The organism is Mucilaginibacter sp., from assembly GCF_028287845.1.
Taxonomy (GTDB): Bacteria; Bacteroidota; Bacteroidia; order Sphingobacteriales; family Sphingobacteriaceae; genus Mucilaginibacter.
Genome location: NZ_JAQBOW010000067.1, coordinates 1 through 25,225 on the forward strand (window position 1 = coordinate 1; position 25,225 = coordinate 25,225).

Annotated in this window: 19 protein-coding genes; 9 read left to right on the forward strand and 10 right to left on the reverse strand. The window is 38.8% G+C overall.

Translation table 11 applies throughout. The features are described from left to right. A partial coding sequence (locus JWP71_RS05875) for a cold shock domain-containing protein (protein ID WP_299497942.1) occupies positions 1-111 on the reverse strand: 111 nt, incomplete at its 3' end. Positions 112-396: 285 nt separating this feature from the next. Here JWP71_RS05875 and JWP71_RS05880 point away from each other — a divergent pair. The 3 genes from JWP71_RS05880 (at position 397) to JWP71_RS05890 (ending at position 2,771) form a co-directional block, all read left to right on the forward strand. Continuing rightward, positions 397-759, forward strand: a complete 363-nt coding sequence (locus JWP71_RS05880; protein ID WP_299497911.1) for a hypothetical protein — start codon at positions 397-399, stop codon at positions 757-759. Positions 760-1,180: 421 nt separating this feature from the next. Continuing rightward, positions 1,181-1,840, forward strand: coding sequence for an HAD family phosphatase (locus JWP71_RS05885; RefSeq protein WP_299497913.1), 660 nt, complete (start codon positions 1,181-1,183; stop codon positions 1,838-1,840). Positions 1,841-2,006: 166 nt separating this feature from the next. Beyond that, positions 2,007-2,771, forward strand: coding sequence for a hypothetical protein (locus tag JWP71_RS05890; RefSeq protein WP_299497914.1), 765 nt, complete (start codon positions 2,007-2,009; stop codon positions 2,769-2,771). 137 nt (positions 2,772-2,908) lie between these two features. Here the strand turns inward: JWP71_RS05890 and lysA are convergent, their stop codons facing one another. Both lysA and JWP71_RS05900 read right to left on the reverse strand, forming a co-directional pair. Continuing rightward, on the reverse strand, positions 2,909-4,072 hold the full coding sequence (gene lysA, locus JWP71_RS05895; RefSeq protein ID WP_299497915.1) for a diaminopimelate decarboxylase: 1,164 nt from the start codon (positions 4,070-4,072) through the stop codon (positions 2,909-2,911). 44 nt (positions 4,073-4,116) lie between these two features. Further along, entirely contained in the window at positions 4,117-5,427 is a 1,311-nt protein-coding gene (locus tag JWP71_RS05900) for an aspartate kinase (RefSeq protein ID WP_299497916.1), read from the reverse strand. Between the two features lie 94 nt (positions 5,428-5,521). On the opposite strand from JWP71_RS05900, the gene JWP71_RS05905 reads away from it, so the two are divergent. Then, a complete protein-coding gene (locus tag JWP71_RS05905; protein WP_299497918.1) occupies positions 5,522-6,934 on the forward strand; it encodes a phosphoglucomutase/phosphomannomutase family protein in 1,413 nt (470 codons plus the stop codon). 381 nt (positions 6,935-7,315) lie between these two features. Then, positions 7,316-8,257 carry a Smr/MutS family protein gene (locus tag JWP71_RS05910; RefSeq protein ID WP_299497920.1) on the forward strand — a complete coding sequence of 314 codons (942 nt, stop codon included), beginning with the start codon at positions 7,316-7,318 and terminating at the stop codon, positions 8,255-8,257. 151 nt (positions 8,258-8,408) lie between these two features. Here JWP71_RS05910 and JWP71_RS05915 read toward each other — a convergent pair whose 3' ends face one another. Beyond that, on the reverse strand, positions 8,409-9,431 hold the full coding sequence (locus JWP71_RS05915) for a glycosyltransferase family protein (protein ID WP_299497921.1): 1,023 nt from the start codon (positions 9,429-9,431) through the stop codon (positions 8,409-8,411). 264 nt (positions 9,432-9,695) lie between these two features. On the opposite strand from JWP71_RS05915, the gene JWP71_RS05920 reads away from it, so the two are divergent. The 3 genes from JWP71_RS05920 to JWP71_RS05930 all read left to right on the forward strand — a co-directional run bounded on the left by JWP71_RS05920 (position 9,696) and on the right by JWP71_RS05930 (position 11,814). Beyond that, complete coding sequence (locus tag JWP71_RS05920) at positions 9,696-10,745, forward strand: acyltransferase family protein (protein ID WP_299497923.1); 1,050 nt, start codon at positions 9,696-9,698, stop codon at positions 10,743-10,745. After that, complete coding sequence (locus tag JWP71_RS05925) at positions 10,727-10,939, forward strand: hypothetical protein (RefSeq protein WP_299497925.1); 213 nt, start codon at positions 10,727-10,729, stop codon at positions 10,937-10,939. Before JWP71_RS05920 ends, JWP71_RS05925 begins: the two co-directional genes overlap by 19 nt. A 146-nt stretch (positions 10,940-11,085) precedes the next feature. Then, positions 11,086-11,814 (forward strand): sialate O-acetylesterase, encoded by a 729-nt coding sequence (locus tag JWP71_RS05930; RefSeq protein ID WP_299497927.1) that lies wholly within the window; start codon positions 11,086-11,088, stop codon positions 11,812-11,814. Between the two features lie 99 nt (positions 11,815-11,913). Here JWP71_RS05930 and JWP71_RS05935 read toward each other — a convergent pair whose 3' ends face one another. The 6 genes from JWP71_RS05935 to JWP71_RS05960 all read right to left on the reverse strand — a co-directional run bounded on the left by JWP71_RS05935 (position 11,914) and on the right by JWP71_RS05960 (position 22,424). Next, positions 11,914-13,872, reverse strand: a complete 1,959-nt coding sequence (locus JWP71_RS05935; RefSeq protein WP_299497929.1) for a CocE/NonD family hydrolase — start codon at positions 13,870-13,872, stop codon at positions 11,914-11,916. A gap of 29 nt (positions 13,873-13,901) precedes the next feature. Continuing rightward, the gene (locus JWP71_RS05940) at positions 13,902-15,509 is read right to left on the reverse strand and encodes an alpha/beta hydrolase-fold protein (protein ID WP_299497931.1); all 1,608 of its coding nucleotides are present in this window, start codon (positions 15,507-15,509) and stop codon (positions 13,902-13,904) included. 23 nt (positions 15,510-15,532) lie between these two features. Then, positions 15,533-16,918 carry a RagB/SusD family nutrient uptake outer membrane protein gene (locus JWP71_RS05945; RefSeq protein ID WP_299497933.1) on the reverse strand — a complete coding sequence of 462 codons (1,386 nt, stop codon included), beginning with the start codon at positions 16,916-16,918 and terminating at the stop codon, positions 15,533-15,535. Positions 16,919-16,942: 24 nt separating this feature from the next. Next, positions 16,943-20,221, reverse strand: coding sequence for a SusC/RagA family TonB-linked outer membrane protein (locus tag JWP71_RS05950; RefSeq protein WP_299497935.1), 3,279 nt, complete (start codon positions 20,219-20,221; stop codon positions 16,943-16,945). 247 nt (positions 20,222-20,468) lie between these two features. Then, a complete protein-coding gene (locus JWP71_RS05955) occupies positions 20,469-21,686 on the reverse strand; it encodes a FecR family protein (protein WP_299497937.1) in 1,218 nt (405 codons plus the stop codon). 162 nt (positions 21,687-21,848) lie between these two features. Then, positions 21,849-22,424, reverse strand: coding sequence for an RNA polymerase sigma factor (locus tag JWP71_RS05960; protein ID WP_299497939.1), 576 nt, complete (start codon positions 22,422-22,424; stop codon positions 21,849-21,851). 442 nt (positions 22,425-22,866) lie between these two features. On the opposite strand from JWP71_RS05960, the gene JWP71_RS05965 reads away from it, so the two are divergent. Continuing rightward, positions 22,867-25,225, forward strand: a 2,359-nt coding sequence (locus JWP71_RS05965) for a glycoside hydrolase family 2 TIM barrel-domain containing protein (protein ID WP_299497941.1), incomplete at its 3' end; no start/stop codon positions are given.

Sequence of the window (25,225 nt, forward strand, 5' to 3'; positions counted from 1 at the left end):
ATCGATTAGGCCTGTTGAATGAACAAATACATCCTGACCACCATTGCTTGGTGTAATAAATCCGAATCCTTTTGTTTCATTAAAAAATTTTACTGTTCCTTCTTTTTGCATTATTTTAAATATTAAAGTGCAAAGGTAAGCATAATTATCTAAATCGTATGCAATGGTTATGGAATTATCCGGCTGAATGGGGCGGAGAGGCTCCCTGGGAGCCGGATATCAGCTAACGTTTTACTGTAATCAGGTAGCTTCTACAAAACAATTACAGTGTACACAATTGGGCTGCATAGGAGCCATCTGGTAGCTTGTAGTTTTAATAATATAATTAGAGTGTAATTATTGGGCTAACAAAACGCTATAATTTGTACTTTTGTAAACAATAACTTCATACACAAAATGAAAAGATTCGTCCTGTTTATTGCCCTGTTTGTAGCTATTACCGGTGTAAAAGCAATTGGTCAAACCACTATTACCGCAAAAGAAGCGGCAAAACATTTAAACGAAAAAGTAATAGTTTGCGACCAGATTTTTGGTGGCAAGTTTTTAAGCGGATCAAACATTACCTTAATTGATGTTGGTGGTAGTCACCCAAATGAAGTGCTTACCTTAATTATTAAAGGCGATGACCGTAAAAAGTTTAAAATAGCCCCTGAGGAAGATCTGAAAGGTAAAAAAGTATGTGTTACCGGACAGGTTATCGACTATAAAGGAAAACCTGAAATTGTAATTATCGATCCGGATCAAATTAAATTACAATAGAGAGTAATGGGTAAGTTTTGACTGATAGTTATACTCAAAACTTATTACTTACAATAGCCAAATGGTTATCAAGAGTAGTTTCAGAATCTGTTTAACAATCTCATTTAGTATTCAAAGTAGCAGTACAAGTTTTGTTTTTATAGCTATTAATTAAAGCTATAAACAAAGCTGTTATTTTAAATTACTTTGACATGAGCCAAAAAGGTTGCCTTTAAAGCTATTTTAAAATACTTTTGCGGCACGATGAGCAACTCACCCCGAGCCGTTTACGCACGACCTTCACTTCGTTTTTGGTGTAAATAGGTTGTTTTGCGATCTTAAACCCTCTTTACGGCTTGCCAAAGATAGGGTGATCGAGCGTAGCGATGATCGGGTGAGTAATCGCCGCTAAACTATTAACTAACTAATATTATATAATTTAATGAAAGCTTTTATTTTCGACCTGAACGGTACCATGATTAATGATATGGAACATCATACCCGGGCATGGATGCAACTGTTAAATGATGAATTGGGTGGGAACTTTACGTGGGACGAGGTAAAACACCAGATGTATGGCAAAAATCCTGAAGTGCTGGTACGTATGTTTGGCCCGGATAGGTTTACTATGGATGAAATGAACAGCTTGTCGTTGGAGAAAGAAAAGCAATACCAGCAAGTATTTTTACCACACCTTAAACTATTACCCGGCCTGTCCGAATTTTTAGAAAAGGCTTACCAGGAAAATATACCCATGGCCATTGGGTCGGCAGCAATACCGTTCAATATTGATTTTGTGTTGGATAACCTTAATATACGTCACTACTTTAAAACCATTGTAAGCGCGGATGATGTAGTGTTGAGTAAGCCACATCCCGAAACTTATTTAAAGGTGGCAGAGCGCTTGCAGGTCCCCGCCACAGATTGTATAGTGTTTGAAGATGTACCCAAAGGTGCAGAAGCAGCAGCAAATGCCGGTATGAAAACAGTGGTAATTACTACAACACATGAGCAACATGAGTTTGCCCATCTAAAAAATGTGCTGCATTTTTCTGATGATTTTACCGGTGAGTTTTTTGATAATTTGATTGAACGAGCATAAAATTTTTTAGACAACTTCGGCCAACCTGACCTGAGCCGGGTGAACCTGGTCCCACCTGGTCCTACCTGGTCTGGTCTCTCATAAAATCGTTTTCTTAGTTAGGTATGGTAAAAATTTGATAAACACCATTTGTAATAAATTGTACATTTGATACATATAACCTACTATGAAATTAAAAACTTTTACTCCCTTAGCCTGCTTATTATTACTAAGTGCCTGCGCACATGTTTATTCGCCGGCGCTTTATCATCAGGATATTGCCTATCAGCCAAAGCCAGCATCGTTTGATACAGAAAAAGTAGCCAGCTATGTTTCGGCAGGACTAAATACCTATACCAACACCAATTTAAATGATGCGGTTGTGAGTGGCCAGCTTAATTTAAGCCGTGGTTATGTTTTTGATAATTTCAATGTTGCTTATGGTGCTTTTGGCGTTTTAGGCGATTATCAGAATGGATCATCTGATCAATCGAAAGCAAATTATTTTAATGACAAGTTTTTTGGCGCTGTTGGAGGCAGGGCATCTATTAATGCTTATGTTCATAACGACCGGGCAGATTTCAGGTTTATTGGTTTAGAAGCAGCCTACAGTCATGAATTTGGCGATTACGCCACCTATAGACAAATGCTGCAAAATCAAGGCGGCTATTACGTAGATCCGCGTACAGACCTGTTCACCATAGGCTTAACTACCGAGGTAATATTTCATAACCGAAATAATAATGATTTTGAGCACGGTATACGCGGTTTTTTAGGAACAACCGTTGGTCATAATGATTTAAACGACACCTATTATAAAGACGAAATGGCAACAACCAGGATGTTTCGCAGCCTGTTCCCCAAAGCCAGTTATTTTATCAAATACAAAGATTATTTTGGTACAATAGAAGCCGGAAATGCTATTTTTTTACGGGTAGGGTATAAGTTTTAACTATGATTTATGGGATAAAAGGATTTTAGGATTATGATATTAAAGATTATAGAATCATTTAATAACTAAGATGTTATAAGCTTAAATATTAAAAAATTATGATTTTAAGAAATCATAAAATCCTTTTATCCCATAAATCATAGTGCAGAATATACACTCTGCACCCTATCGCGCAGGTTATAGCCTGATGCCATTACTTCGCCATAAGCACCTGCGGTACGCACCGCTATCACATCGCCGCGAAATGATAGCGGCAGATCAACATCTTTTCTAAAACAGTCTGTACTCTCACATATCGGTCCAACCACATCATACTTTAAGTCTTGATTCCTGGCTCCTGATTCTTGACTCAAATTTTCTATAACATGATAAGCCTGGTATAGCATTGGTCGTATCAGTTCGGTCATACCGGCATCTAATATCAGGAAATTCTTTTTTTGTCCGTTTTTAACATACAGCACTCTTGATATGAGTGAAGCGCTTTGGGCAACCAGCGCGCGGCCCAGCTCAAAATGTACTTCCTGGCCCGGTTTTACATTTAAAAAATCTTTAAATACTTTAAAGTAGCTTTCAAAATCGCTTATGGTATTGGTATCCGGGTTATGATAATCAACACCTAAGCCACCACCTGCATTTAATACTTTTACCTGGAAACCATGATCCTCGAACCAATCCTGCATCTCGTTTATTCGGGTACAGAGGCTTTTATAAACTTCCATATCGGTTATCTGTGAGCCTATATGAAAATGGATGCCTAAAAATTGCAGGTTAGGGCAGGCGCGCAGGGCTTCGGCAACATCATGTAACTGCCAGGTGTTGATGCCGAATTTATTTTCGTCAAGCCCGGTAGTTATAAAATGGTGCGTATGCGCATCAACATTAGGGTTAATGCGAATAGCTACTTTAGCTGTTTTATTTTTGGCTTTCGCCAGATCATTTATAATGTGCAGCTCTTGTACAGACTCTACATTAAAGCAAAATATATCGGCATCAAGTGCAAGGTTTATTTCCTTGTCTGATTTACCTACACCTGCAAAAACAACATTTTGTTTACCGAAGCCATGTTCAATGGCTGCCTTTACCTCGTTGCCACTCACACAATCGGCACCAAAACCAAATGATTGGATAATATCCAGCACTTTAGGGTTAAAGTTAGCTTTCATGGCATAATGTACATGGAAACCATATTTAGCCGAAGCGGCCTGGCAAGCTTCCAATGTTTGGCGAAGCACCCCCATATCATAATAATAAAAGGGTGTTTCTATAGATTGAAAACGGGTAACGGTATCTGGATTGAACATTTTTTTAAATCAAAAATCAAAATTAAAAAGTCAAAAATCTGACATTAAAATAATCGGCTATGCAAACTTCTTAAAGCTTCCACCTTATCCACTGTTTTAACTAAAACAGATAAATTATGGTCACTGCCGCCGTAGGATATCATCCGTAGTGGTAAATGCTTTAAAGAATCTAACACACGCGAGCCAAAACCATGCTTATCGGCCGCAAAATCACCAACTACACAAACAATGGTAAGTTCTGTATCTGCTTCAACATCCCCAAAAGCTTTAAGCTCACTTAATATATCGTCTAAATGTGTAGTATCATCAATAGTTAATGATACGGCAACTTCTGATGTAGTGATCATATCAATTGATGTTTTATAACGCTCAAACACCTCAAACACACGGCGCAAAAATCCATAAGCTAACAGCATGCGGCTTGAGTTTATTTTAATGGCAGTTATACCATCCTTTGCAGCTATTGATTTGATCTGATTTTTTTCGCTTTCGTTAGTTATTAAGGTGCCTTTAGCCTGTGGGTCCATAGTATTTAACAGGCGCACCGGTATTTTATACTTTTGCGCCGGGAACACACTTTGCGGATGTAATATCTTAGCACCAAAATAAGCAAGCTCGGCAGCTTCATCAAATGATAGTTGGGCAATTGGCTTGGTCCCTTTAACAATCCGCGGATCATTGTTATGCATGCCATCAATATCAGTCCATATCTGCACTTCTTCGCTACGTATACCTGCACCAATTAATGATGCAGTATAATCACTTCCGCCACGGCGCAGGTTATCAACTTCGCCATAGGCGTTGCGGCAAATATATCCCTGGGTAATAAACAAGTTATTATTGGGTGCTTTTTCCAGCAAAGGTGTAAGGTGCGAGGTGATATAATCAACCTCGGGCTCATTGTCTTCATCGGTTTTCATAAATTCCAATGCAGGCAATAAAACAGATGGTACACCAATTTCTTTTAAATATACATGGTATAGGGTGGTTGACAATAATTCGCCTTGTGCTAAAATCACTTTCTCTTCAATAGAGGAAAAAAAATCATTAGCTAAACCGCTTAATAACGAAAAATGATAATCTATTACTTCTTTACCCTGTGCTAAAAACTCGGGTTTGGCAAACAGCTCATTTATAAAAACCTCGTACTTGTTTTTTAAAACAGTAATTAATTGGGCCGCCTTATCCTTATCGCCGGCCAGGTAAGCCTGGCCAATTTCTACTAAACTGTTTGTTGTGCCCGATACGGCCGATAATACTACGATCTGTCTTTCACGAGCATCAATAATGTCCAGCAAATTCTTCATTCGCTCAGGGCTGCCTACTGATGTTCCTCCAAATTTTAAAACTTTCATGTTTTGTTTCCGTTTACCACAAATGATTGATATTCTTGTATCAAGTTTGAGGCGCCTAAATTAGGATTTTAACTACTATATATCATATACAAAAATGACAAAAATAAAATTTGGTACTGATGGCTGGAGAGCTATCATCGCGGATGATTTTACGGTTGAAAACGTAAAACGTGTTTCGTATGCCACCGCATTATGGCTAAAAGAAAATTTTAAAGATCCTTCGGCAGTGGTTGGTTGCGATCCGCGTTTTGCCGGTCCGTTATTTGCCGACACCACCGCAAGGGTATTGGCATCGCAAGGTGTGAAGGTATTCCGTGCCGAAAACTCGTTCGTTTCTACCCCGATGATATCATTAGGAACAGTACGCAAACATGCATCAGCAGGTATAATCATTACCGCGAGCCATAATCCGCCATCATATAATGGTTTTAAAATAAAAGCCGATTTTGGTGGCCCCGCTGTACCGTCTGATATAGAAAAGGTAGAGGCCAGGATACCAGATACACTTGAACTCAGCTTAAAATCATTGATCGAGTATCAAAAAGATGGCTTAATAGAATATATAAACCTGGAAGACATGTATGTTGCCCATGTTGAAAATAATTTCGACCTGGAAACTATACGTACCTGCGGATTGGGCTGGGCCTATGATGGTATGTACGGTGCTGGGCAAAATGTAATGCGCCGCCTGTTCCCTGACATTACTTTTTTACATTGCGATGCCAACCCGGGCTTCGATGGGCAGGCGCCAGAGCCTATACAACGTAATTTAACCGAATTTGAGGATATTATTAAGCTATCAGAAGGCGAGATCGCTTCGGGCCTGATTACTGATGGTGATGCCGACCGTATTGGTTTGTATGACCAGGACGGTACGTTTGTAGATTCGCACCATATTTTGTTGCTGCTTATTCACTACCTGTATAAAGTTAAAAAAGAAACCGGCGAAGTTTACTCAACCTTCTCTTGTACCAGCAAAATACAAAAGCTTTGCGATGTTTATGGTTTAAACAATACAGTAACCAAAATTGGTTTTAAATATATTTGCGATTTGATAGTAAACTCGGGCAAACCATTTTTGGTTGGTGGCGAAGAATCAGGCGGCATAGCCGCAGTGGGCCATATACCTGAACGGGACGGTATCTGGATAGGGTTAATTATATGGGAGTTTATGGCCAAAACAGGCCGCAGCTTAAGTGACCTGGTACAGGAAATTTATGACATTGTAGGCAAATTTGCAGTTGAGCGTTATGACTTGCATGTTACCGAAGAATTAAAGCAACAGATTATTAACAAGAGTAAAACCGGCGTATATAGCAGCTTTGGCAATTTAAAAGTTGTAAAAACTGATGATATGGACGGCTTCAAATTCTTTTTTGAAGATGAAACATGGGTAATGATACGCCCATCAGGAACAGAACCGGTACTGCGTGTTTATGCCGAAGCGCCAACCTCTGCCGACTCATTTAAAATACTTGATATGGTTAAAGCTGTTTTATTAGGATAAAAATTATTTCACTGAAATTTAAAAATGCTTGCCAATTGGCAAGCATTTTTTGTTATTGTTAATTTTTCTTAAAAAGAAAGTAAGATTTTTTACTCGTAATGCCATAAAAACATACTTATAAGTATGTTTTTGATAATAGTTGAAGCATTGATTTGGTAGGTATTGAAATATTCTTTTACTTTACCTCAGGTTATTTTAATAGGGGTATTAAATAGCTATAACGAGCCACTTGCTTATGCAAGTGGCTTAATTTTTTTAATGAAGATTCCTGCCTAAGACAACCTAACCAGGTTTAAAAATATAACAATTAATACATTTTATATGTTGCTATTTATAGTAAATATATAAGGTAACTTTGCCTCTTTAACGCTATTGCTGTATATGAAATATAAATTAGGTGACTTTGTAAGGTTTGTTGACGAAAAGATGGAAGGCTTTATTACCCGCATTATTGATGAGGGTATGATAGGGGTAACCGGCGAAGATGATTTTGAAATACAGGTACTGGCAAGCAAAGTAACCATGGTGCATGGATATGAGCCTGCGGGTACCAAAACAACTATAACCGAAGAAGTACAGATACAGCAGGGCGAATTTAAAAAAAAAGGCATTTATATAGGCGTAACAGCTGATACTAAAGCAAATTCGGTAGTGCATTTTAATTTAATAAATGATACATCTTATCAATTACTGGCAAGTTTAACTACCGAAAAGCAGATTTTTAGAGGAGAATACGCCGGTATAGTTGCGTCTAAGTCTGCTGTTAAAGTTTATTCTGCCCAATTGGCCGATCTGCAACTATGGCCAAAGTTTATTTTTAATATCCTGTTCTATACTACGCAAAATGTTGAGCTGCCTGCCTCGTTATCTGTAAAAGAAAAGTTTAAAGCCAAAGATTTTTCTGGAAGTAAAAAACTGCTTCCGGTTTTAAACGAACAAGGCTGGCTGATACAATTAGACGAGCCTGATCTTGTAATAAATGCCCAACAACTAAAAGAAAGCTTTTATAAACCTGCCGAAGAAAAGGTAGTACTTGAAAAACCCGTCCGCGAAACAGACCTGCACATTGAAAAGCTGCGTGATGATCATCAATTTTTAAACAGTGCCGAAATATTGAAAATTCAGCTTGACTATTTCAATAAAGCGCTTGATTCGGCCATTGTGCACCAGTTGCATGATGTTGTTTTTATACATGGCGCGGGCAATGGGGTGTTAAGGCACGAAATACAAAAAACACTAAGCAAGCATCCTAAAGTGCAAACCTTTATGGATGCGCTTAAAGAAAAGTTTGGTTATGGGGCTACAAGAGTGGTTTTGAAGTAGAAAAATAAACTGTCATTCTGAGCGATAGCGAAGAATCTTATACGCCTGGATAAGTATTGCGCCTTGCCGCTTTTATAAGATCCTTCGCTATCGCTCAGGATGACAAACAACGCTTATAAAACTATTGCCCTCCTGCCATTTGTGCAGGTTACTACGGCGCTATTAAACTGGTTTTAAAATAACTCGTTTCTGCACATTGTTCAAAAAGCAAATCAAGTACGTGCTGCGTGTTATCAGGGTAGTTAACTTTAATTGGCTGGCCGTTATTTATCCAATCCAATATTTTTTCGTCATGCTTTGGTTTAAGGCTTTTTATAACGGGTACGCCCATATCTTTTAAAGCAGCTGCATTTAGTTGCTGTTCATATTGGTTCTTCATAGGTATTACCAATAATTTTTTCTTCATGAACAGGGCCTCGGCAGGGGTTTCAAAACCACCACCGCAAAGCACACCGGCGCTTTGGGCCATGCTTTTTATAAAGCCTTTATTATCAATAGGCTGTATAGCAACGTTTTTATGCTTAAATACCTTTTTGTTGTGTTTTGAGAAAACATCCCATTGCACCTCTTTAAATTCTGATAGCCTTTTTATTAATCGCTTATCATCATAAGCCGGCAGGTATACAGTGTAATGGCCTTTGTTCTCAATTTCCTGCTCGCGCACCTGCTGGCGTATTACAGGGGTAAATATATTTTTATCAAATGATTTAAAGTGAAAACCGTATTGCGCTGTAACCGGAGCATAGTTTTTAAGAATGAGCCTTCCTATCATGTCGGTTTCATCGGTTTTTGGGGCCTTCTCATTTAGTACAGCAGCCTGGTGACTCAAACTAATGCAAGGCTTATTTTTCAGGTAACATGCCCACGCCGATACCGGCTCAAAATCATTGATCACCAGGTCATATTTATCAATAGGCAAGGTATTGATCTCTTTAATGAATTTGCGGAACCTCGATCTTAAAAAAGACTTCCATAAATCCACCCCGCCTGATTTACCAAATACAAAACCAAAGCCATGCAGTTTATATTTTATGGCAAAGGGTAGGTTCAAATCGCCTTGCGTACCGCTTACCAGTACATCAACATCGCCCATTTTTTTAAGCAAGGGCATAATATCCATCGAGCGGCTTAAATGCCCGTTGCCGGTGCCTTGTATGGCATATAATATCTTCATATATAAAGGGTAAGGTATTTGAAAGGAAATAGTTTTAAATAAATAAAGAGAGCCCGGGAACTCTCTTTATTATTAACTGATCTTATTAGTTCAATGAAAAAAGAACAATGTGGTAATACATCAAATGAATAATACACAAAAGTAAAAGCTACATGTTAACGCTTAATTAAGTTTGTGTTAGTTGTGGTTACATTACCTAACTTGTTTTATACATAATTATATTACTTTTAAACACACATGCAGTTATAAAACATTTCTTATTAAATGACCACCGCCAAATCGCAAAACTTTGAATGGATAAACAGTTTAAGACTTATTGCCCTATTAGCTGTAATTGTATTACATGCCGCTGCTATTCCGCTGGGGCAATATGGCCATATACCTATCAATATCTGGCTTACTGCCGATTTTTACAATAGTTTGGTGCGTTTTGCTGTACCCGTATTTGTAATGATAACCGGCGCACTTTTACTGCACCGGGATTATGAGCTGGGCAATTTTCTTAAAAAACGTTTAAGCAGGGTAGTAGCACCCTTTTTATTTTGGAGCCTGGTTTATATAGGTTACTCCTGGTATAATGAGGAATTGGCTTTTGAAGGGGGTACCCTGGCAAATGTTAAACAGGTTTTACATCAGCTAAAATATGGCAGCTCTTACCATTTATGGTATGTATATATGCTGATAGGGCTTTACTTTTTTGTACCTATAATAAGCAAGTTTGTACGTAATGCCACAAAAAGAGAGATTGAATATTTCTTAATAATGTGGTTGATAATAATGATAATTAGTCAGCCATATATCGTAAGATTTAATCCGCAGATTGATCTGCATTATTTTGCAGGCTATGCAGGATATTTGGTTTTGGGGCATTATCTTACTTTTAATTTTGATAGAAGGCAGAACATCGTATTGGTGATGTTTATTTTATTTGTGTCTGTTGTATGCGTCATATTCTGGGGCACTTACCTTATTTACAAATACAACGGCTTTATTACTTTACTGTATGAACCACTTGGCCCCGCAATTGTATTATTAGCATCGGCAGTGTTTTTAATGGCTCGGTTTACTAAGATAAAATTACCGGCATTTGTTAAACAAGCCCAGAATTTTGCTTGTAAATTTAATTTTGGCATTTATTTGAGCCACGCGCTGGTTTTATATTTTTTGGATGATTTGTTTGGTATAAGTTATAAGCTTTGTGCGCGGTTGATTAGTATACCGGTAACAGCAATTATATGCTTTTTACTATCATTATTATTGGTATGGCTGTTAAGTAAACTGCCATATATAGGTAAGTGGGTAGCAGGGATATAAGGGGACATATTATTAAAGTTTCGACTGTTGATGCACCGTCGGTGGCAGGTTTGGTACCCGAAAAAGATAATATTTTCAGGATACCTGAGTCAAAAGGTAAATGGGTAATTTTACCGGTCGGCAATGACCGGGTTAAGGTTACTTATTTTTCTACAAATAGATCCATGCGGTGCAGCACCGGCATGGTTAATTAATATATTTATTTCCGAAGGGCCGTTACAAAGCTTTAAGAAATTAAAACTACAGGTGCAAAAGCTTGCTTATAAAAATATTTCGTTTCCATTTATTCATAATTAACATGAAAAAACATTTTCTTTTACTCATTTGTTTAATTACTGTTATGAACAGTAATGCACAAAAACCCGACCCTAAATTTGAATTGTATATTCTTGCCGGGCAATCAAACATGGCAGGCCGGGGATATATAACCGATGACGTTAAGAACGAGGGTAACGATAAAGTATATATGCTTACTAAGGATAGTACATGGGTATTAGCCAAACACCCGGTTCATTTTGATAAACTTACTGCGGGCGTTGGCCCGGGATTGAGTTTTGGGATAGCAATGACCAATGCCAACCCCAATATTAAAATAGGTTTAATACCTTGCGCGGTGGGCGGCACACCAATTGAGCATTGGTTACCCGGCGCTTATGATGCTGCAACAAAAACCCATCCTTATGATGATGCCGAAAAGCGCATAAAGTTCGCTATGCAATTTGGCGTTATTAAAGGCATCATTTGGCACCAGGGCGAATCAAATGCTACGCCCGAAAATGCAAAGGTTTACTTAGCGCAATTAACAGAATTGATAGGTCGTTTGCGCTCGCTGGCGAATAATCCGAGGTTGCCGTTTGTGGCAGGCGAGTTGGGCAGATACCGCCCTGAATATGTATATATTAATACAGAACTGGCAAAACTGCCCGCAACGGTACCTTTTACAGCTTTGGTAACATCGGAAGATTTGGTGCATCGTGGTGATACTTTGCACTTTAATAGCCCATCAGCACAAATATTAGGCAGGCGTTATGCGGTGAAGATGCTACAATTACAGGAGGGAAAGAAGTAATACTTTTTACTCATTTTAGAATATCCCTATAAACAACAAAAGCGGAACCGGATAAAATCCGGCCCCGCCTTGTCATCAAACAAACAACTTATTTAAACACTATTTTTCTATCAATTTCACATCAACATGCGATGGATATTGAGGCGTAAAATATACTTTGTTGGTAGCCTTCTGAAAATCAGATTCATTGGCTTTATAAATATTTACAAACTTTTGCGGGTTCCTGTCATTCAACGGGAACCAGGTGCTTTGTATCTGGAACATTATTTTATGGCCCTTCAGGAAGGTATGGTTAATATCTTCCACGTCCCACTTAACCTCGGTTACCTTGCCCGGTACCATTGCTTCGGGCTTACCAAAGTCATTTCTAAATTTTGCGCGCATTATCTCACCTCTTACCAGCATTTCAAAACCACCCATTTTTACGGCCGGATTTAATGCAGCGTTATCAGGAGCATCGCCAGGATATACGTCAATTACCTTTACTACAAAATCAGCGTCAGTACCGGTTGTTGAAACAAATAGATCAGCAGTTACATTGCCTGCAACGGTAACATCTTTATCCAATACCTCAGTTTCATAAACTAATACATCGGGCCTGTTGCCTGCAAAACGTTGATCTTCTACCATAAATTCGCTTCCTCTAATGGTGCGTATTTCGGCACTATAAGGCACCGGTTTAGCCGGGTCGCTTACGTAGGCATCAAACATTTTTGTATTTGCCTGTGGTGCGGTAAATGCAAGCTTATTATCCGGTTGCAGATATATAGCGCCTTGTTTAGCTTCTTCAGGCGGCCATTTGCTATATTTTTTCCACACGTTGGTTCCGGTTTCAAACATATAAGCATTTGGAAGCTGAGGATCAGGCGCATCTTTTAAATAATGCATAAAGAATGGAAATTCAATATTTTCGCGATAAAATACGCCTGTTTTTGATCCTAACTGGATGTTGCCAACCGTTTCGCCATCTCCGCGCGAAAACCCACCGTGGTACCATGGACCCATAACTAAAATGTTCCTGTCTTTATGGCCGCCTTTTTCTATACTGGCGTTTACCTTTAATGGTCCGTATGGATCTTCCTGGTCAAAGAAACCGCCTACAGTCAGCATTGCCGGAACTATGTTTTTTAAATGTGGTTCGGGTGTACGGCTTTTCCAATATTCATCATAAGTATCATGCTCCATCATGTCATCCCAAAGCTTATTGGTATGATGAAGAATTTTGTCATCAAAATTCTTTAATGGCCCCATGTTCAGGTAAAAGTCATAACCATCAGGCGTACCGTATGCAGAAAATGCAGGTGCGCTTATCGGTGTAGGTACAGGCCTTGGCGCACCAAAGCTCGAAAGGAAGGCAAATGTTCCCATCTCCTGGAAAGCGCCATTGTGATGACGGTCATCGCCCATAAACCAGTTGGTAACCGGCGCCTGCGGCGAAACTGCTTTTAAGGCAGGGTGAGCCTCAATAGCCGTCATGGTAGTATAGAAGCCCGGCGCCGAGATACCCCATGTACCCACTTTACCATTGTTGTGCGGAAGATTTTTTATCATCCAGTCGATGGTATCATAAGTATCAGAGCTTTCATCAATATCCTTATTGGTTTTTTTAACCACATAGGGCCTGGTTGCAACAAAATCTCCCTCAGACATGTAACGTCCGCGAGCGTCCTGGTAAGCAAAAATAAAACCCTCTTTTGCAAATATCATAGATGGGCCCAACGATGTTTTATAAATATCCGCTCCATAAGGGCCAGAGCCATACGGCGACCGGCTCAACATAATAGGATAGCTTTTAGTTTCGTCTTTAGGTACATATACTGCGGTATAAAGCTTAACACCATCCCTCATCGGGATCATGATCTCCATCTTTTTATAATTGTTCCTGATATAGGCAGAGTCTTCTTTATTAACCATTCTTGCCGGTGCAGCAGTACTTGCGCTTCTGCCGCCGCGTTGTGCCATTAATGGCGAGGTAGTTAAACCTGATATTGCTGTTAGCAATACCAGGTTTAGTTTAATTAAACTCATTTTTGGTGAGCCATTAAAGTTCTTCTTCATAATCAAATTTTAATATGAATAATGTAAACTTATTTATAAGCCGGATGCATCTTTTTTAAATGCGCGTCCATAACTTTAATCAACTCGCCGCTGGTGTAGTTGCGGTAACTATGTCCGCCTCTGTCACCATAAGTGATGGTACCGCCATAGTAAGGATCTTTTGTTTTTACCAAAAAGTCTTCCATGTGATAAACACCAAAGTTCAGGAAAAAGTCGTCCGTACGGCCGGCAATAACATTTAGTTTTCCCACCAGTTTTGGTCCAACAGTTGCCCAGTTTTTTTCAAGGTAAACACGCATATCCCAATTGTCTATCCAGTATTTGGCTACTGAAGGGTCCATATCGCCGGTTGTTTTATCGAACAATGGTTTAAAATAACCATCCGTACCGATAGGGCCGAATACAGAACTCCAGATATCCAATTGCCCACCCGAACGGCCAAGCGTGCCATTTACCACTTCCATGGTATTGCGCTGCTCTGATGTTAAACGAACATCGCCGGTTAGCGGGTAACGGGTATTAGCGGTAGGAACCTTGTAATATTCATGAATTTTGTAAAACGCGTTTTTATCCTCATAAACATTGATACCTTCTACGTTATGAAAGTCTAGCGGATCTGGCGAATAAGACCAGGTACCGCCATAAAACTCAGGATAAAGACATTGTAGCGCGAACGATTCCCAGCCACCGGTTGAGCCGCCTGTTAGTAAGCGGGCCCATCCTTCTTTGATACAACGAAATTGTTTTTCAATTTCGGGTATCAGTTCTTCATGTATCGCATCGCCGTAAGGGCCATTGTTAGGTGTATTTACCGCATACGAATCATCAAAATAAGGTGATGGGTGCTGAATAGTTATCGCTATAAATTCAGGAAAACCGGCAGATGTCCAATCCTGATAAAACTGATTATCAGCGGCTTCTTTAAACCTAAACGGCGCTCCTATAGAAAAGTGACCCTGCTCATAAACAGTAGGGTAATGCTTTTCCGGATGGTCTTCATAACCTTTAGGCAAAAGTATGGTGGCACCTATAAAAATAGGATGCCCCCAAAAAGCCGTAAGCTTTGCACTTTGTATTTTAATATGCTTAACCCATTTTGTATCCGGCGGAACAGCGATAGGCGGAATGATCTGGTCGACAGTTAATTTTACAACCTGGTTAGGGGTTTTGTTAACCGTTATTTTCATCACCTTGCTGTAAATATTGCCCGGAGACCGCGCCCAGTTTTGCCCTTCCCATTGATCCATGTGCATCCAAAGGGTATGACCGTCTGACCGTTTAAACTGGGTGTACTTACTTAATACCGCCTGTACATAATAGGTTCCCTGAGGGATGTCCTTCATCAGGCTGGGATAACCCAATACCTTATTATCTACCGTTACCGGTTGTGATGACTTAAGGTTTGTTACATCTACCCCAAACAAATACGGACCATACCGCCCCACTTGTAGGCGCGGTTCAATGGTATCGCTATTTGCTATTATTAAAAACATGCGCCCGGTTATGGCTTCTTTACTTGCAATTGAAGAAAACGCCAGTTTAAAATCCGTTTTGTTGCTAACAGCTTTATGCTGCGCGTTAACGCTTGATAATCCTCCGATTAAAAATAGCCATGCTATTAAAAACTTGTTTTTCATTTCTTTATGTTAAAATTAATTAACTATTGCGGATGCTTAAGATCCCATTGCACTTCGGCAAAAGGCCTGATCATCTGTACATAAACTTTTGCAGTAGGCAAATCATTTGGTAAAGTATTTAACAGGTTATACCTGCGCATATCAAACCATCTGTGGCCTTCAAAAAACAAAGAGTACCTGCGTTGATTAAGCATTTCTGTTATTAAAGCAGCCTGGTTACCTAATACAGCCGGTTTCGCTATAGCCAGGGGTTGTAAACCCGACGCTGTACGTACAACATCAAGCGCAGCAGCTCCTTGACCCAATTGGCCCAGTTGTATTTGTGCCTCGGCATACATCAACACCAGTTCTTCATTACGCATGATAGATATGGATGAAGTATTGGTAGGGTACATAAAAACATCATAATTCCCAACAATGCCGTTATACGAACGCGGGGTAGTCCTTAGTGCCACTTTAGATGTTACCCTTGTATCACCAGCCTCAGCCTCTGTAATAAAAAGATTTTGCGCTACAAGTGGAGCAGATATGGTATTTTTTAACTGATACATAGGGTTTGTAATATCACCCGATACAGTTGAGAAAGTAAATACCGGCCCTGTACTCAGTGGTGCCGTTAAAGAGAAGAAAGGGGCGGCTGCGTTCAATGCTGTTAGTACGCCGTTCCAGTCACTTTGATACATGGCCACTTCGGCAGCTATTCCCCGGTTAAATGTTGCAAAGGTAGCAGGGGTTGAAAACCCGGCCCAGCCTGTGGTCATAGGGAAGGCAAAAGTAGTGCCTCCTATTGCTAACTGGGTAGCTCCAAGATCAAGCAGTCGTTTAATTTCGGTTAATGCCGCGGTGTATGATACAAATGGACCAGGGTTAAGCATATCTCCCGGCGAGTTCAGATCGGTAAAGGTGATGCGTATACCATTTTGGTATTGCATTTCAAGATTGAAAAGCATTGACCAAGCTTCGATAGTATTACAAAACCCCCTGATGCTGTTTCTTTGCGTCTCATTAAGGGCGGAGCTGTTATTGGCTGCGGCCATAAAAAGTGCAGCCTCTCTGCGGGTTGCCGAAAAATTATCATAAGAAGCGTTAAAACCGGTTGTTGCGCTAAGCCCACCGTTTGTAGTGCCTAAAAGTTCTGTTGTATAGGTTGTCTCAACCGAACTCAGGTCATAAGCTTCACGGCCAATTGAACCGGTTGTTACCCTGAAGCTGAACATACCGCTTCGCATTGAAGACTCCAGGCCAATACCCAACTCATTAATCTGTACCGCTGTTGCATTGGTTACTACTGATGCTTGGGATGGTAAATTTGGGTCAACCACTTGTTTTGTTTGGAATACGCTGCATGCCGGAAGCATAAACATCACCCCAATCAGTAAAGTATATGGTTTTATTTTTAAGTATTTCATGTTTCTAAGTTTTAAGAATTAAGTTTAAAAACCCATTGATAAATGCATAAATATTCTTTTGCTGCTTGGGAATGGTGAGTTGTCAACACTTGAACCAACTGATTGGTTACCAAAGTTTGATACTTCCGGGTCATATCCCTGGTATTGTGTAAGGGTAAACAGGTTAGTTGCCGATACACCTAATTTTATGCTTTTAATTGTATTTTTATAATGCGTAGTAAGGAAAGTTTTTGGAACATTATAAGATAGCCCAATTTCCCTTAAGCGTAAATAACTGGCATCTTGTATAAACTGTCTTGCTGTTACATTAGGGTTACTTGGATTACGTGCCTTTCCGTTAGGTACACCTGTAGTTCCATTTAAGTTATCTTCATTGCTCCAGTCTATTGAGGTACCGCCCAAATCTTTTTGTTTTTGAGTAAGATTGGAGTTGTAGTTACCATAACTTCTGTGTAACATGAATGAAAAATCAAAGTCTTTTAAGAATGTAAAAGTGTTTGACCATGATACCTGGTATATAGGTTGCGCGTCTTCATACTGTGTAGGTGTTGTAACACCATTTACAACAGTATTAGGCGATCCGTACCATGCGCTTGGCGATGATCCTAATACTAACTCATTACGGCCATATATACTAAATCCGCTACCAACAACGGTAGTAGGTATAGTTAGGCGGGTTACTTTAGTTCTGTTATTCCAGAATTGTACGTTGGTGGTCCATGAAAAATTTGGAGTTTTTACCGGGCTGGCACCTAAGGCTAACTCAATACCTTTATTTTGCATATCGCCAACCGGGTAAGCTATGTATGAAAGAACACCTGTACCGTCTGAAAGTGTATAAGGGTTTAACAAGTTATATACTTTTTTCACATAGTAAGATGCTTCAAAAGTTATACGGTTATTTAAGAAAGACATATCCACACCGGTTTCTATTTCCTGTGCTGTTTCTGGCGCAATATTAGGGTTACCTACAGAAGTAGGCGTTACAGTACCCAGTAAACCGCCGTAGCTTGTAGTGCTTAATGATGTATAGGTATTGCCAAATGCTGGCTCGCCACCTGTACGGCCATAAGCTACCCTTAATTTAAGTTCATCAACTGACTGTTCTTTCCAAAAATCAAATTTGGTTAAGTTTACAGCAAGTGATGCCCTTGGGAACGGATATAATTTATTGTTGTCGCCATTTAAGGTTGATTTATCAAGCCTTATGCCTCCTGTGGCAATAACTTTATCATCCCAGTTCATTTCTTGCTGAGCAACATAACCAACGTCTGTCCAGCGTTGAAAGGTTTCGCTTGAAGTTCTTACAGTAGCATTGTTAGGGTTTATCTGGCCCGGTAATAAGCCTTCGCCTTGTATCCAGCTAAAATCATTGTTTGTTGAAAGCTTTACTGTACCCACTTGCGAGGTCATGTCTACTTTTTTAAACAATTTCCAGTTATCGATCAAAAATCCCTGAAAGTTGGTATTAAAGCTTCTGTTGTTTGAAAAACGAGATGCACCCGGACCATTAGGCCTTGTTAATTGCGATTGCATATCATCCGGAAAATAGACTTCATCCTCTGTTAAAACAAAATCCACCCCACCCGAGAACGCGAACTTTAGCGTGTGGTTTGGTTTTTGTATTAAAAACAGGTTCGAGCTAAATGATTGTATAAGGCGATTGGTGTTCTCTGTATTAACGGCCCTTGCTGAAATAGCTAACGGGTTATCGCCGGTATAAGGAGAATTTGGATAGATACCGTTTACTGGCAGCAACTGTGCATAATCAGGGGTATAAGCTAAGGTATAAGGTACAGATACACCTCTGTTATCATTACCGCTAAAACCACGCTGGTTGCCTGTGTTCAGGTAGTTTGTACCGATGGTGAAACTCCAAAAATTGGTTAGCTTTTCATCAAGGTTCAATTTTACCGAACGGCGCTGAAAGCCGGTACGTTTTTCGATACCTGTTTCATTGTCTAAACCACTTGATAAATAAAATTTAGTCTTATCAGTACCACCCGAAACACTTACTGCGGTGTTTGATATTTTACCAATGTTACCGTAAATCATTTTTTCATAATCATAGATTTTACCGGCTGCAGTGGCTGCTTTCCAGGCATTAATTTCGGTTAAGCTTCCGCTACCGGGAGCACCGGTACCAAATACATAATCAAATTTATTTTGCCCCTGTGGCCCTATCGGGTCAAGGCTCCAGGTTGAAGAACCCAATAATTTTTCGGCCGAAGCGAAACCAACATCCTGGCTAATATTTACATTTGTTTGCCCGGCCTTGCCTCTTTTGGTAGTAATAATAACTACACCTGCATTTGCACGTGTACCATAAATAGCACCGGCACTTGGCCCTTTTAATACTTCAATTGATTCAATATCAGCAGGGTTTATATCAGATAAGCGGTTGGTGGCCTGATCCTGGTTGGCACCGGCGCTGGTAAATGCGGCTGCACTTGCACCAGTACTAAACTGAGAGTTGTTTACAAATACACCATCAACTACATATAGAGGCTCAGAGCTTCCGTTAATTGATGATAAACCACGTAGCTTAATGGATATACCACCACCCGGGGCACCACCGTTTTGATTGATACTTGCGCCAACTATTTTTCCGCTCATGGCTCCATCAATAGTAGCAGGCGGTGTAGTGCCTGTTAATTGCTGGGCCGAAAGATGAGAAATTGAACTGGCCGCATCACTTCTTTTTATGCTGGTTGCCAAACCGGTAACCACAACTTCATTTAAAGAAGATTGATCCAGATCTAACGCAATAGTCATAACTGATGAAATGTTTTTAACTGAAACTTCTTTGGTTTTGTAGCCGATGAATGAAACAGTTAATATAGCCGCATCCGGAACATTGTTAAGTTCAAATTCGCCATCAATATTGGTAACTGCACCAATTTTGGTTCCTTTGATCATAACCGATGAGCCCGGTAACGGTTGTCCTTTTTCATCAATAACCTTTCCTTTTATACTTTTAGGTACAGGTTGAACATTTTCGGATGCTTCGTTTTTTGGAGCTACAACAATAGTTTTATTTTCTATTGTATAAGTAAACGGTTGCCCTTTTAAACATTGATTTAAGGCATCGGTAACAGATTTGTTTTCAAAATGAACCGAAACAGGCTTAGCCTTTTGGATCTCATTATATTTATAAAGAAAGAAATAGCCGCTTTGTTGTTCAATTGTTTTAAGGGCTTTTTCCAAAGTAATATTCTCGCCCGATAAGGTGATTTTTTGAGAATACACTTTAGCGCTTAATTGCATACATGAAACTGTTATAATAAGTACAGTTAATTTCATAATAATAAACACTTTGGAGGATAAGAGCCGTAACTTTTTACGGTCTTTACTGAGAAAATTTAATTGCATATCTTTGCAAGGTTTGAGTGAAATAATTGTGATTCTGTCAGGGATCTTTTAGCTAACTCATATCGGTAAGCCGGAGGTGTTGGTAGCACTTCCGGTTTTTTTTTGTGATTAGCTCTAATGTGTGTTTTCATAGCCGTTTTTTCATATTTTGTTTTTTAGGGGTTAAACATTTTGTTAATTATGGTAATACAATTATCTTTTTATCTTCAATTTTAAAATGCACGTTGTCTAATTCTAAGATGTGCAACACCTGCATTATATTTTCGCCCCGGCCTATCGTTCCAACAAACTCGTCATCCTTTATATTGCCCTCACATAAAACATCAACATCATACCATCTGGCCAGTTGCCTCATTATATATTTAATATTAACCCGGTTAAATTTAAAATATCCATTTTTCCAGGCTAAAGCTTCATCAACTAACGCGGGGCCAATTTTTAAGCTGCCATTTTTATCAAAAACTGCCTGTTCGCCGGGCTTTAATATACTTGCCTCATTGTTATTCTTTACTATTTTTACCGAGCCTTCAAGCAAGGTTGTTTTAATAGCATCCTCATCAGCATAAGCCATCACATTAAAATGCGTACCTAATACTTCTATAGTTTGATTACTGGATCTTACACGAAAAGGCTTCTCTTTATCTTTTGCTACTTCAAAGTACGCTTCGCCTGTTATACTTACATTACGCTCTTTACCTACAAAAGCCGTAGGATAAGTGATAGACGAGGCCGAATTAAGCCAAACCTCTGTGCCATCCGGTAAGGTTAATTTGTATTGGCCACCCCGGGGGGTAGTCATGGTGTTATACATTACTTTTTCGGGCTCGGCATTTGTTTTATTATATACTAACTGCCCGTTAGCCAATTTAACTACATTGGCATTGCCTTGTTGGGCAAGTGTACCATCCTTCGCATCATTCAAAACTATTTTAGAACCATCCTGCAACGTTAGTATAGCTTTGTTGCTGCCAGGGGAAATATTTATTTTAATCCCTTTGTTTTTTACAACTTTGTTAAATTCTGTTTTATTAACGGATTTATAATAAGTGTATATACCTTGAAATATTAATAGCGCAATGGCGGTAGTTGCCATTAATTTCAAAATTAACGGGCGGATGGAGATTGATTCAGATTCTCCTTCTTTGTCCTTTATCTTAATGGTATCTATTTTTTGTAATATGCTGTTAAATGTTTCATCAAATGTCCTGCTCATTTCGGGCATTGCAACAAAGTCATCTAACGCGTATTCATTTAACTTATCGACTATAATTTGCCTTAAAGTACTTTCGTTGTTATCTGTTTTAAAATGCTCGAGTAAGAACTTGATTTCTTGTTCGGTGCATTCATTATTAATATAACGCTGAAAGATTTCTTTTAGCAGATGTTGATCTTCCAATTTCCTTGTTTTATATGCTAATACGGACGGGAGAGAAATTACATCTGCTCTGTTTGGAAAAAAATATCATTTAATTTTTACTGTACTAACTGGTAAAGATTTATACAGGCGATGAAAGATTGATTTTTCAATGTGTATGAAAATTTATAGGGATAAGCTTTGCTAGCTTATATTGGTTGATAGTAAAAAATATTTTTTTACCACACTGGAAGCTTTAACAATATGCTCGTTAACTGTTGATACGGATACACCAAGTAGCCGGCTAACTTCTTCGTAACTTTTTCCCTCTATTTTGCATAATATATAAACCTGCTTACGCTTAGGGGGCAATTGTTCAATTGCTTTTGCTAATGCGTAATTACCTTCTTTATAATATATATGTTGTTCGATAGGAGATGTTGCAGGTATAGAAACAGATATTAAATAATTTTCAAGTTTCTTATTAAGTGCTGCTTTGCGGAAAAAATCATAAACTAAATTTTCGGCAATTTTAAATAAATAAGAACGAAATGATTTTTCCGCGTCAAATTTTTCTCTGCTTGTCCATACTTTTACAAACAGATCTTGTAATAATTCCTCAGCAATTTCGTCAGATTTTACCAATTTTAATAGATTTCTGTATATTCTGACTTTGTAATTGTGATATAATTGCTCAAAAGCATACTTATCACCAATTTTTAGTGATAATATAAGTTCTTTTTCGGTTAATAGTAAATAATTTTCGCAAATTTTACTCATTTTGGCAATTATCTTTGACTCAAATATATATATTTTGATTTTTATTTCATTATTATCAATAGATTAATTCAATAAATGAAAATAAAATTATAAAAGGTGTATTATTTTGTAATATTTATGATTAATAATGATTAGGGAATTGATAATTATGAAATTTATAATTTTTTAACATTAATTTTTTATAGGTTATCGGGTATAGGTCTGGTTTTTACTTGTTAAAACACGTAATTAGTGTGGTTTGTACGCTAATAACAAGTTTCATTTTCAATATTTTAATAAATATATATAATTATTTTAAAGATCGGCCTCAAAATTATGCTTTCTCAGAAAATGGGGTTAATGCACTGTCTTTTGAGTAGTATGCTTTATATTTACTCATCCATCCATGAAATCATAAACCTTGAAAAAATCTGCATCACAGATAATTAATAAATCTGCTCATATGAGACAACTGCTGTTACCCTTTCTTTTATTTTTTTCTTTAACATCCTTTTCGCAGTCCACCATAGTTAAATATTTGTCTGGAACGGATAAAGATCATACCGTACAATGGGATTTTTACTGTACGGACGGCAGATTGAACGGCAAATGGACAAAAATTGCTGTGCCATCTAACTGGGAACAGCAGGGATTTGGTACTTATAATTATGGGCATGATAAAGTAAAGGCAAATGAGCGAGGAATTTATAAGCATGAATTTTTTGCAGAAAGCTGGAAAGGCAAAAGAGTATATATAGTTTTTGAAGGCTCCATGACTGATACTAAAGTTATGATTAATGGCCAACAAGCCGGCCCCATACACCAGGGGAGCTTTTACCGCTTTAAATATGATATAACTGATCTGGTCAAATACAACTCCCAAAACTTATTGGAGGTTACAGTAGATAAAACATCAGCAAATACTTCTGTAAATGATGCTGAGCGAAAAAATAGTGATTTTTGGGTATTTGGTGGTATTTATCGCCCCGTTTACCTGGAGATTGTACCTGCAACTTTTATTGACCGAACTGCTGTAAATGCAAAAGCTGATGGTTCTTTTCAATTAGATGTATATGCACAAAACCTGCATAATGATGAAGTTGTTGAGGGACAGGTGCAAAAATTGAATGGCGAAAATGTAGGTAAGCCTTTTTCTGTAATTGCTGATACCAGGCAAGATCACCTGGAACTAAAAAGCCCTTTTAACAAACCATTATTATGGAGCGATGAATATCCTAATTTATACCAGGCAGTTGTTACAATAAAAAATAAACAAGGTATTGTACATCGCGTTAAGCAAAAGTTTGGTTTCCGTACGGTTGAAATACGCGCCAACGATGGTTTCTATGTAAACGGAACAAAAATGATATTAAAAGGAAGCAATCGGCATAGCTTTTGGCCCGAGACAGGTCGGACCTTAAGTCATCAGGTACATTTAATGGATGTGAAGTTGATGAAAGAAATGAATATGAATGCGGTACGCATGTCGCATTATCCGCCCGATCAGGATTTTCTTGACGTATGCGACTCGTTAGGTATATATGTATTAGATGAGTTAACCGGCTGGGAAGCAAAGTACGATACTTTAGTTGGCCATAAACTGGTGAAAGAATTAGTGGTGCGCGATGTAAACCACCCATCAATTATTTTTTGGGATAACGGCAACGAGGGTGGCTGGAATACTTTGTTAGATAACGACTATGCCTTATATGATCCGCAAAAACGTACCGTAATACACCCATGGGAGAGATTTAATGGTACCAATACCAAACACTATCCTGATTATAACTATATAGTAAAATCGGTAGCTACAGAAAAGGATGTTTTTTTCCCCACAGAATTTATGCATGGCTTATATGATGGTGGGGCAGGAGCAGCGCTTGATGATTTTTGGAGCCTGATGCTTAAACACCCGCACGGTGCAGGCGGGTTTATCTGGGCATTTTTGGATGAGTCTGTTATACGTACAGATAAAGGTAATATATATGATGGTGATGGTAATCATGCGCCTGACGGGATAGTTGGCCCGCATCGCGAAAAGGAAGCCAGTTTTTATACCATAAAGGAGATATGGTCGCCTATATATATTAACCCCCAGCCAATTGATGAAACGTTCAATGGAAAAATAGAGGTCGAAAACAGATACACCTTTACCAAATTAAGCCAGTGTAAGTTTAAATGGCAGCTGGTTAAATTTCCATTGGCCGAAAGTAAAAGTACAACGCCTGTTACCATAGCTACCGGGGCACCATTACCACTTGAGCTGGCACCGAACGAAAAAGGAATGCTCGATTTGCATTTGCCTGCAACATGGACAAAAAACGACGCGCTGTATTTAACAGCTTACGGGCCGAATAATGAAGAGCTGTTTACCTGGAGCTGGGCCATTAAATTACCGGCTGCTGTAGCCAAATCAATTGTATTGACACCTAAATCTACAATAGCGGGTATTGAAACAGGTAATGAGCTGGTGGTTAAATGCGATGGCATAAAATATTATTTTGATAAAACCACCGGCTACATTGAAAAGGTTAGTAAACCTAAAGCTACCATTTCCCTATCCGGCGGCCCTGTACTGGCGGGCGTTAGCACAACATTGAAAGAATTTACTTACAAATATGTAAACAAACAGTATGTTGTAGAGGCTGATTACCAGGGCGCGGCAACGTTGCATGTTAAATGGACATTCACTACCGGCAGGCCGGTTAAACTTGAATATACCTACACCCAAACCGGCGATGCCGATTATATGGGTATCACCTTTAATTATCCCGAAGAAAAAATTACCGGGATGAAATGGCTTGGCCGTGGTCCGTACCGTG

What these genes read in the sequence shown, in the direction of transcription:
- JWP71_RS05930 (WP_299497927.1), top strand. Translation starts at nt 11,086, where the DNA reads ATGAACAGTAATGCACAAAAACCCGACCCTAAATTTGAATTGTATATT.
- JWP71_RS05950 (WP_299497935.1), bottom strand. Translation starts at nt 20,221, where the DNA reads ATGAAATTAACTGTACTTATTATAACAGTTTCATGTATGCAATTAAGC.
- JWP71_RS05910 (WP_299497920.1), top strand. Translation starts at nt 7,316, where the DNA reads ATGAAATATAAATTAGGTGACTTTGTAAGGTTTGTTGACGAAAAGATG.
- lysA (WP_299497915.1), bottom strand. Translation starts at nt 4,072, where the DNA reads ATGTTCAATCCAGATACCGTTACCCGTTTTCAATCTATAGAAACACCC.
- JWP71_RS05890 (WP_299497914.1), top strand. Translation starts at nt 2,007, where the DNA reads ATGAAATTAAAAACTTTTACTCCCTTAGCCTGCTTATTATTACTAAGT.
- JWP71_RS05885 (WP_299497913.1), top strand. Translation starts at nt 1,181, where the DNA reads ATGAAAGCTTTTATTTTCGACCTGAACGGTACCATGATTAATGATATG.
- JWP71_RS05905 (WP_299497918.1), top strand. Translation starts at nt 5,522, where the DNA reads ATGACAAAAATAAAATTTGGTACTGATGGCTGGAGAGCTATCATCGCG.
- JWP71_RS05920 (WP_299497923.1), top strand. Translation starts at nt 9,696, where the DNA reads ATGACCACCGCCAAATCGCAAAACTTTGAATGGATAAACAGTTTAAGA.
- JWP71_RS05900 (WP_299497916.1), bottom strand. Translation starts at nt 5,427, where the DNA reads ATGAAAGTTTTAAAATTTGGAGGAACATCAGTAGGCAGCCCTGAGCGA.
- JWP71_RS05940 (WP_299497931.1), bottom strand. Translation starts at nt 15,509, where the DNA reads ATGAAAAACAAGTTTTTAATAGCATGGCTATTTTTAATCGGAGGATTA.
- JWP71_RS05935 (WP_299497929.1), bottom strand. Translation starts at nt 13,872, where the DNA reads ATGAAGAAGAACTTTAATGGCTCACCAAAAATGAGTTTAATTAAACTA.
- JWP71_RS05915 (WP_299497921.1), bottom strand. Translation starts at nt 9,431, where the DNA reads ATGAAGATATTATATGCCATACAAGGCACCGGCAACGGGCATTTAAGC.
- JWP71_RS05960 (WP_299497939.1), bottom strand. Translation starts at nt 22,424, where the DNA reads ATGAGTAAAATTTGCGAAAATTATTTACTATTAACCGAAAAAGAACTT.
- JWP71_RS05945 (WP_299497933.1), bottom strand. Translation starts at nt 16,918, where the DNA reads ATGAAATACTTAAAAATAAAACCATATACTTTACTGATTGGGGTGATG.
- JWP71_RS05880 (WP_299497911.1), top strand. Translation starts at nt 397, where the DNA reads ATGAAAAGATTCGTCCTGTTTATTGCCCTGTTTGTAGCTATTACCGGT.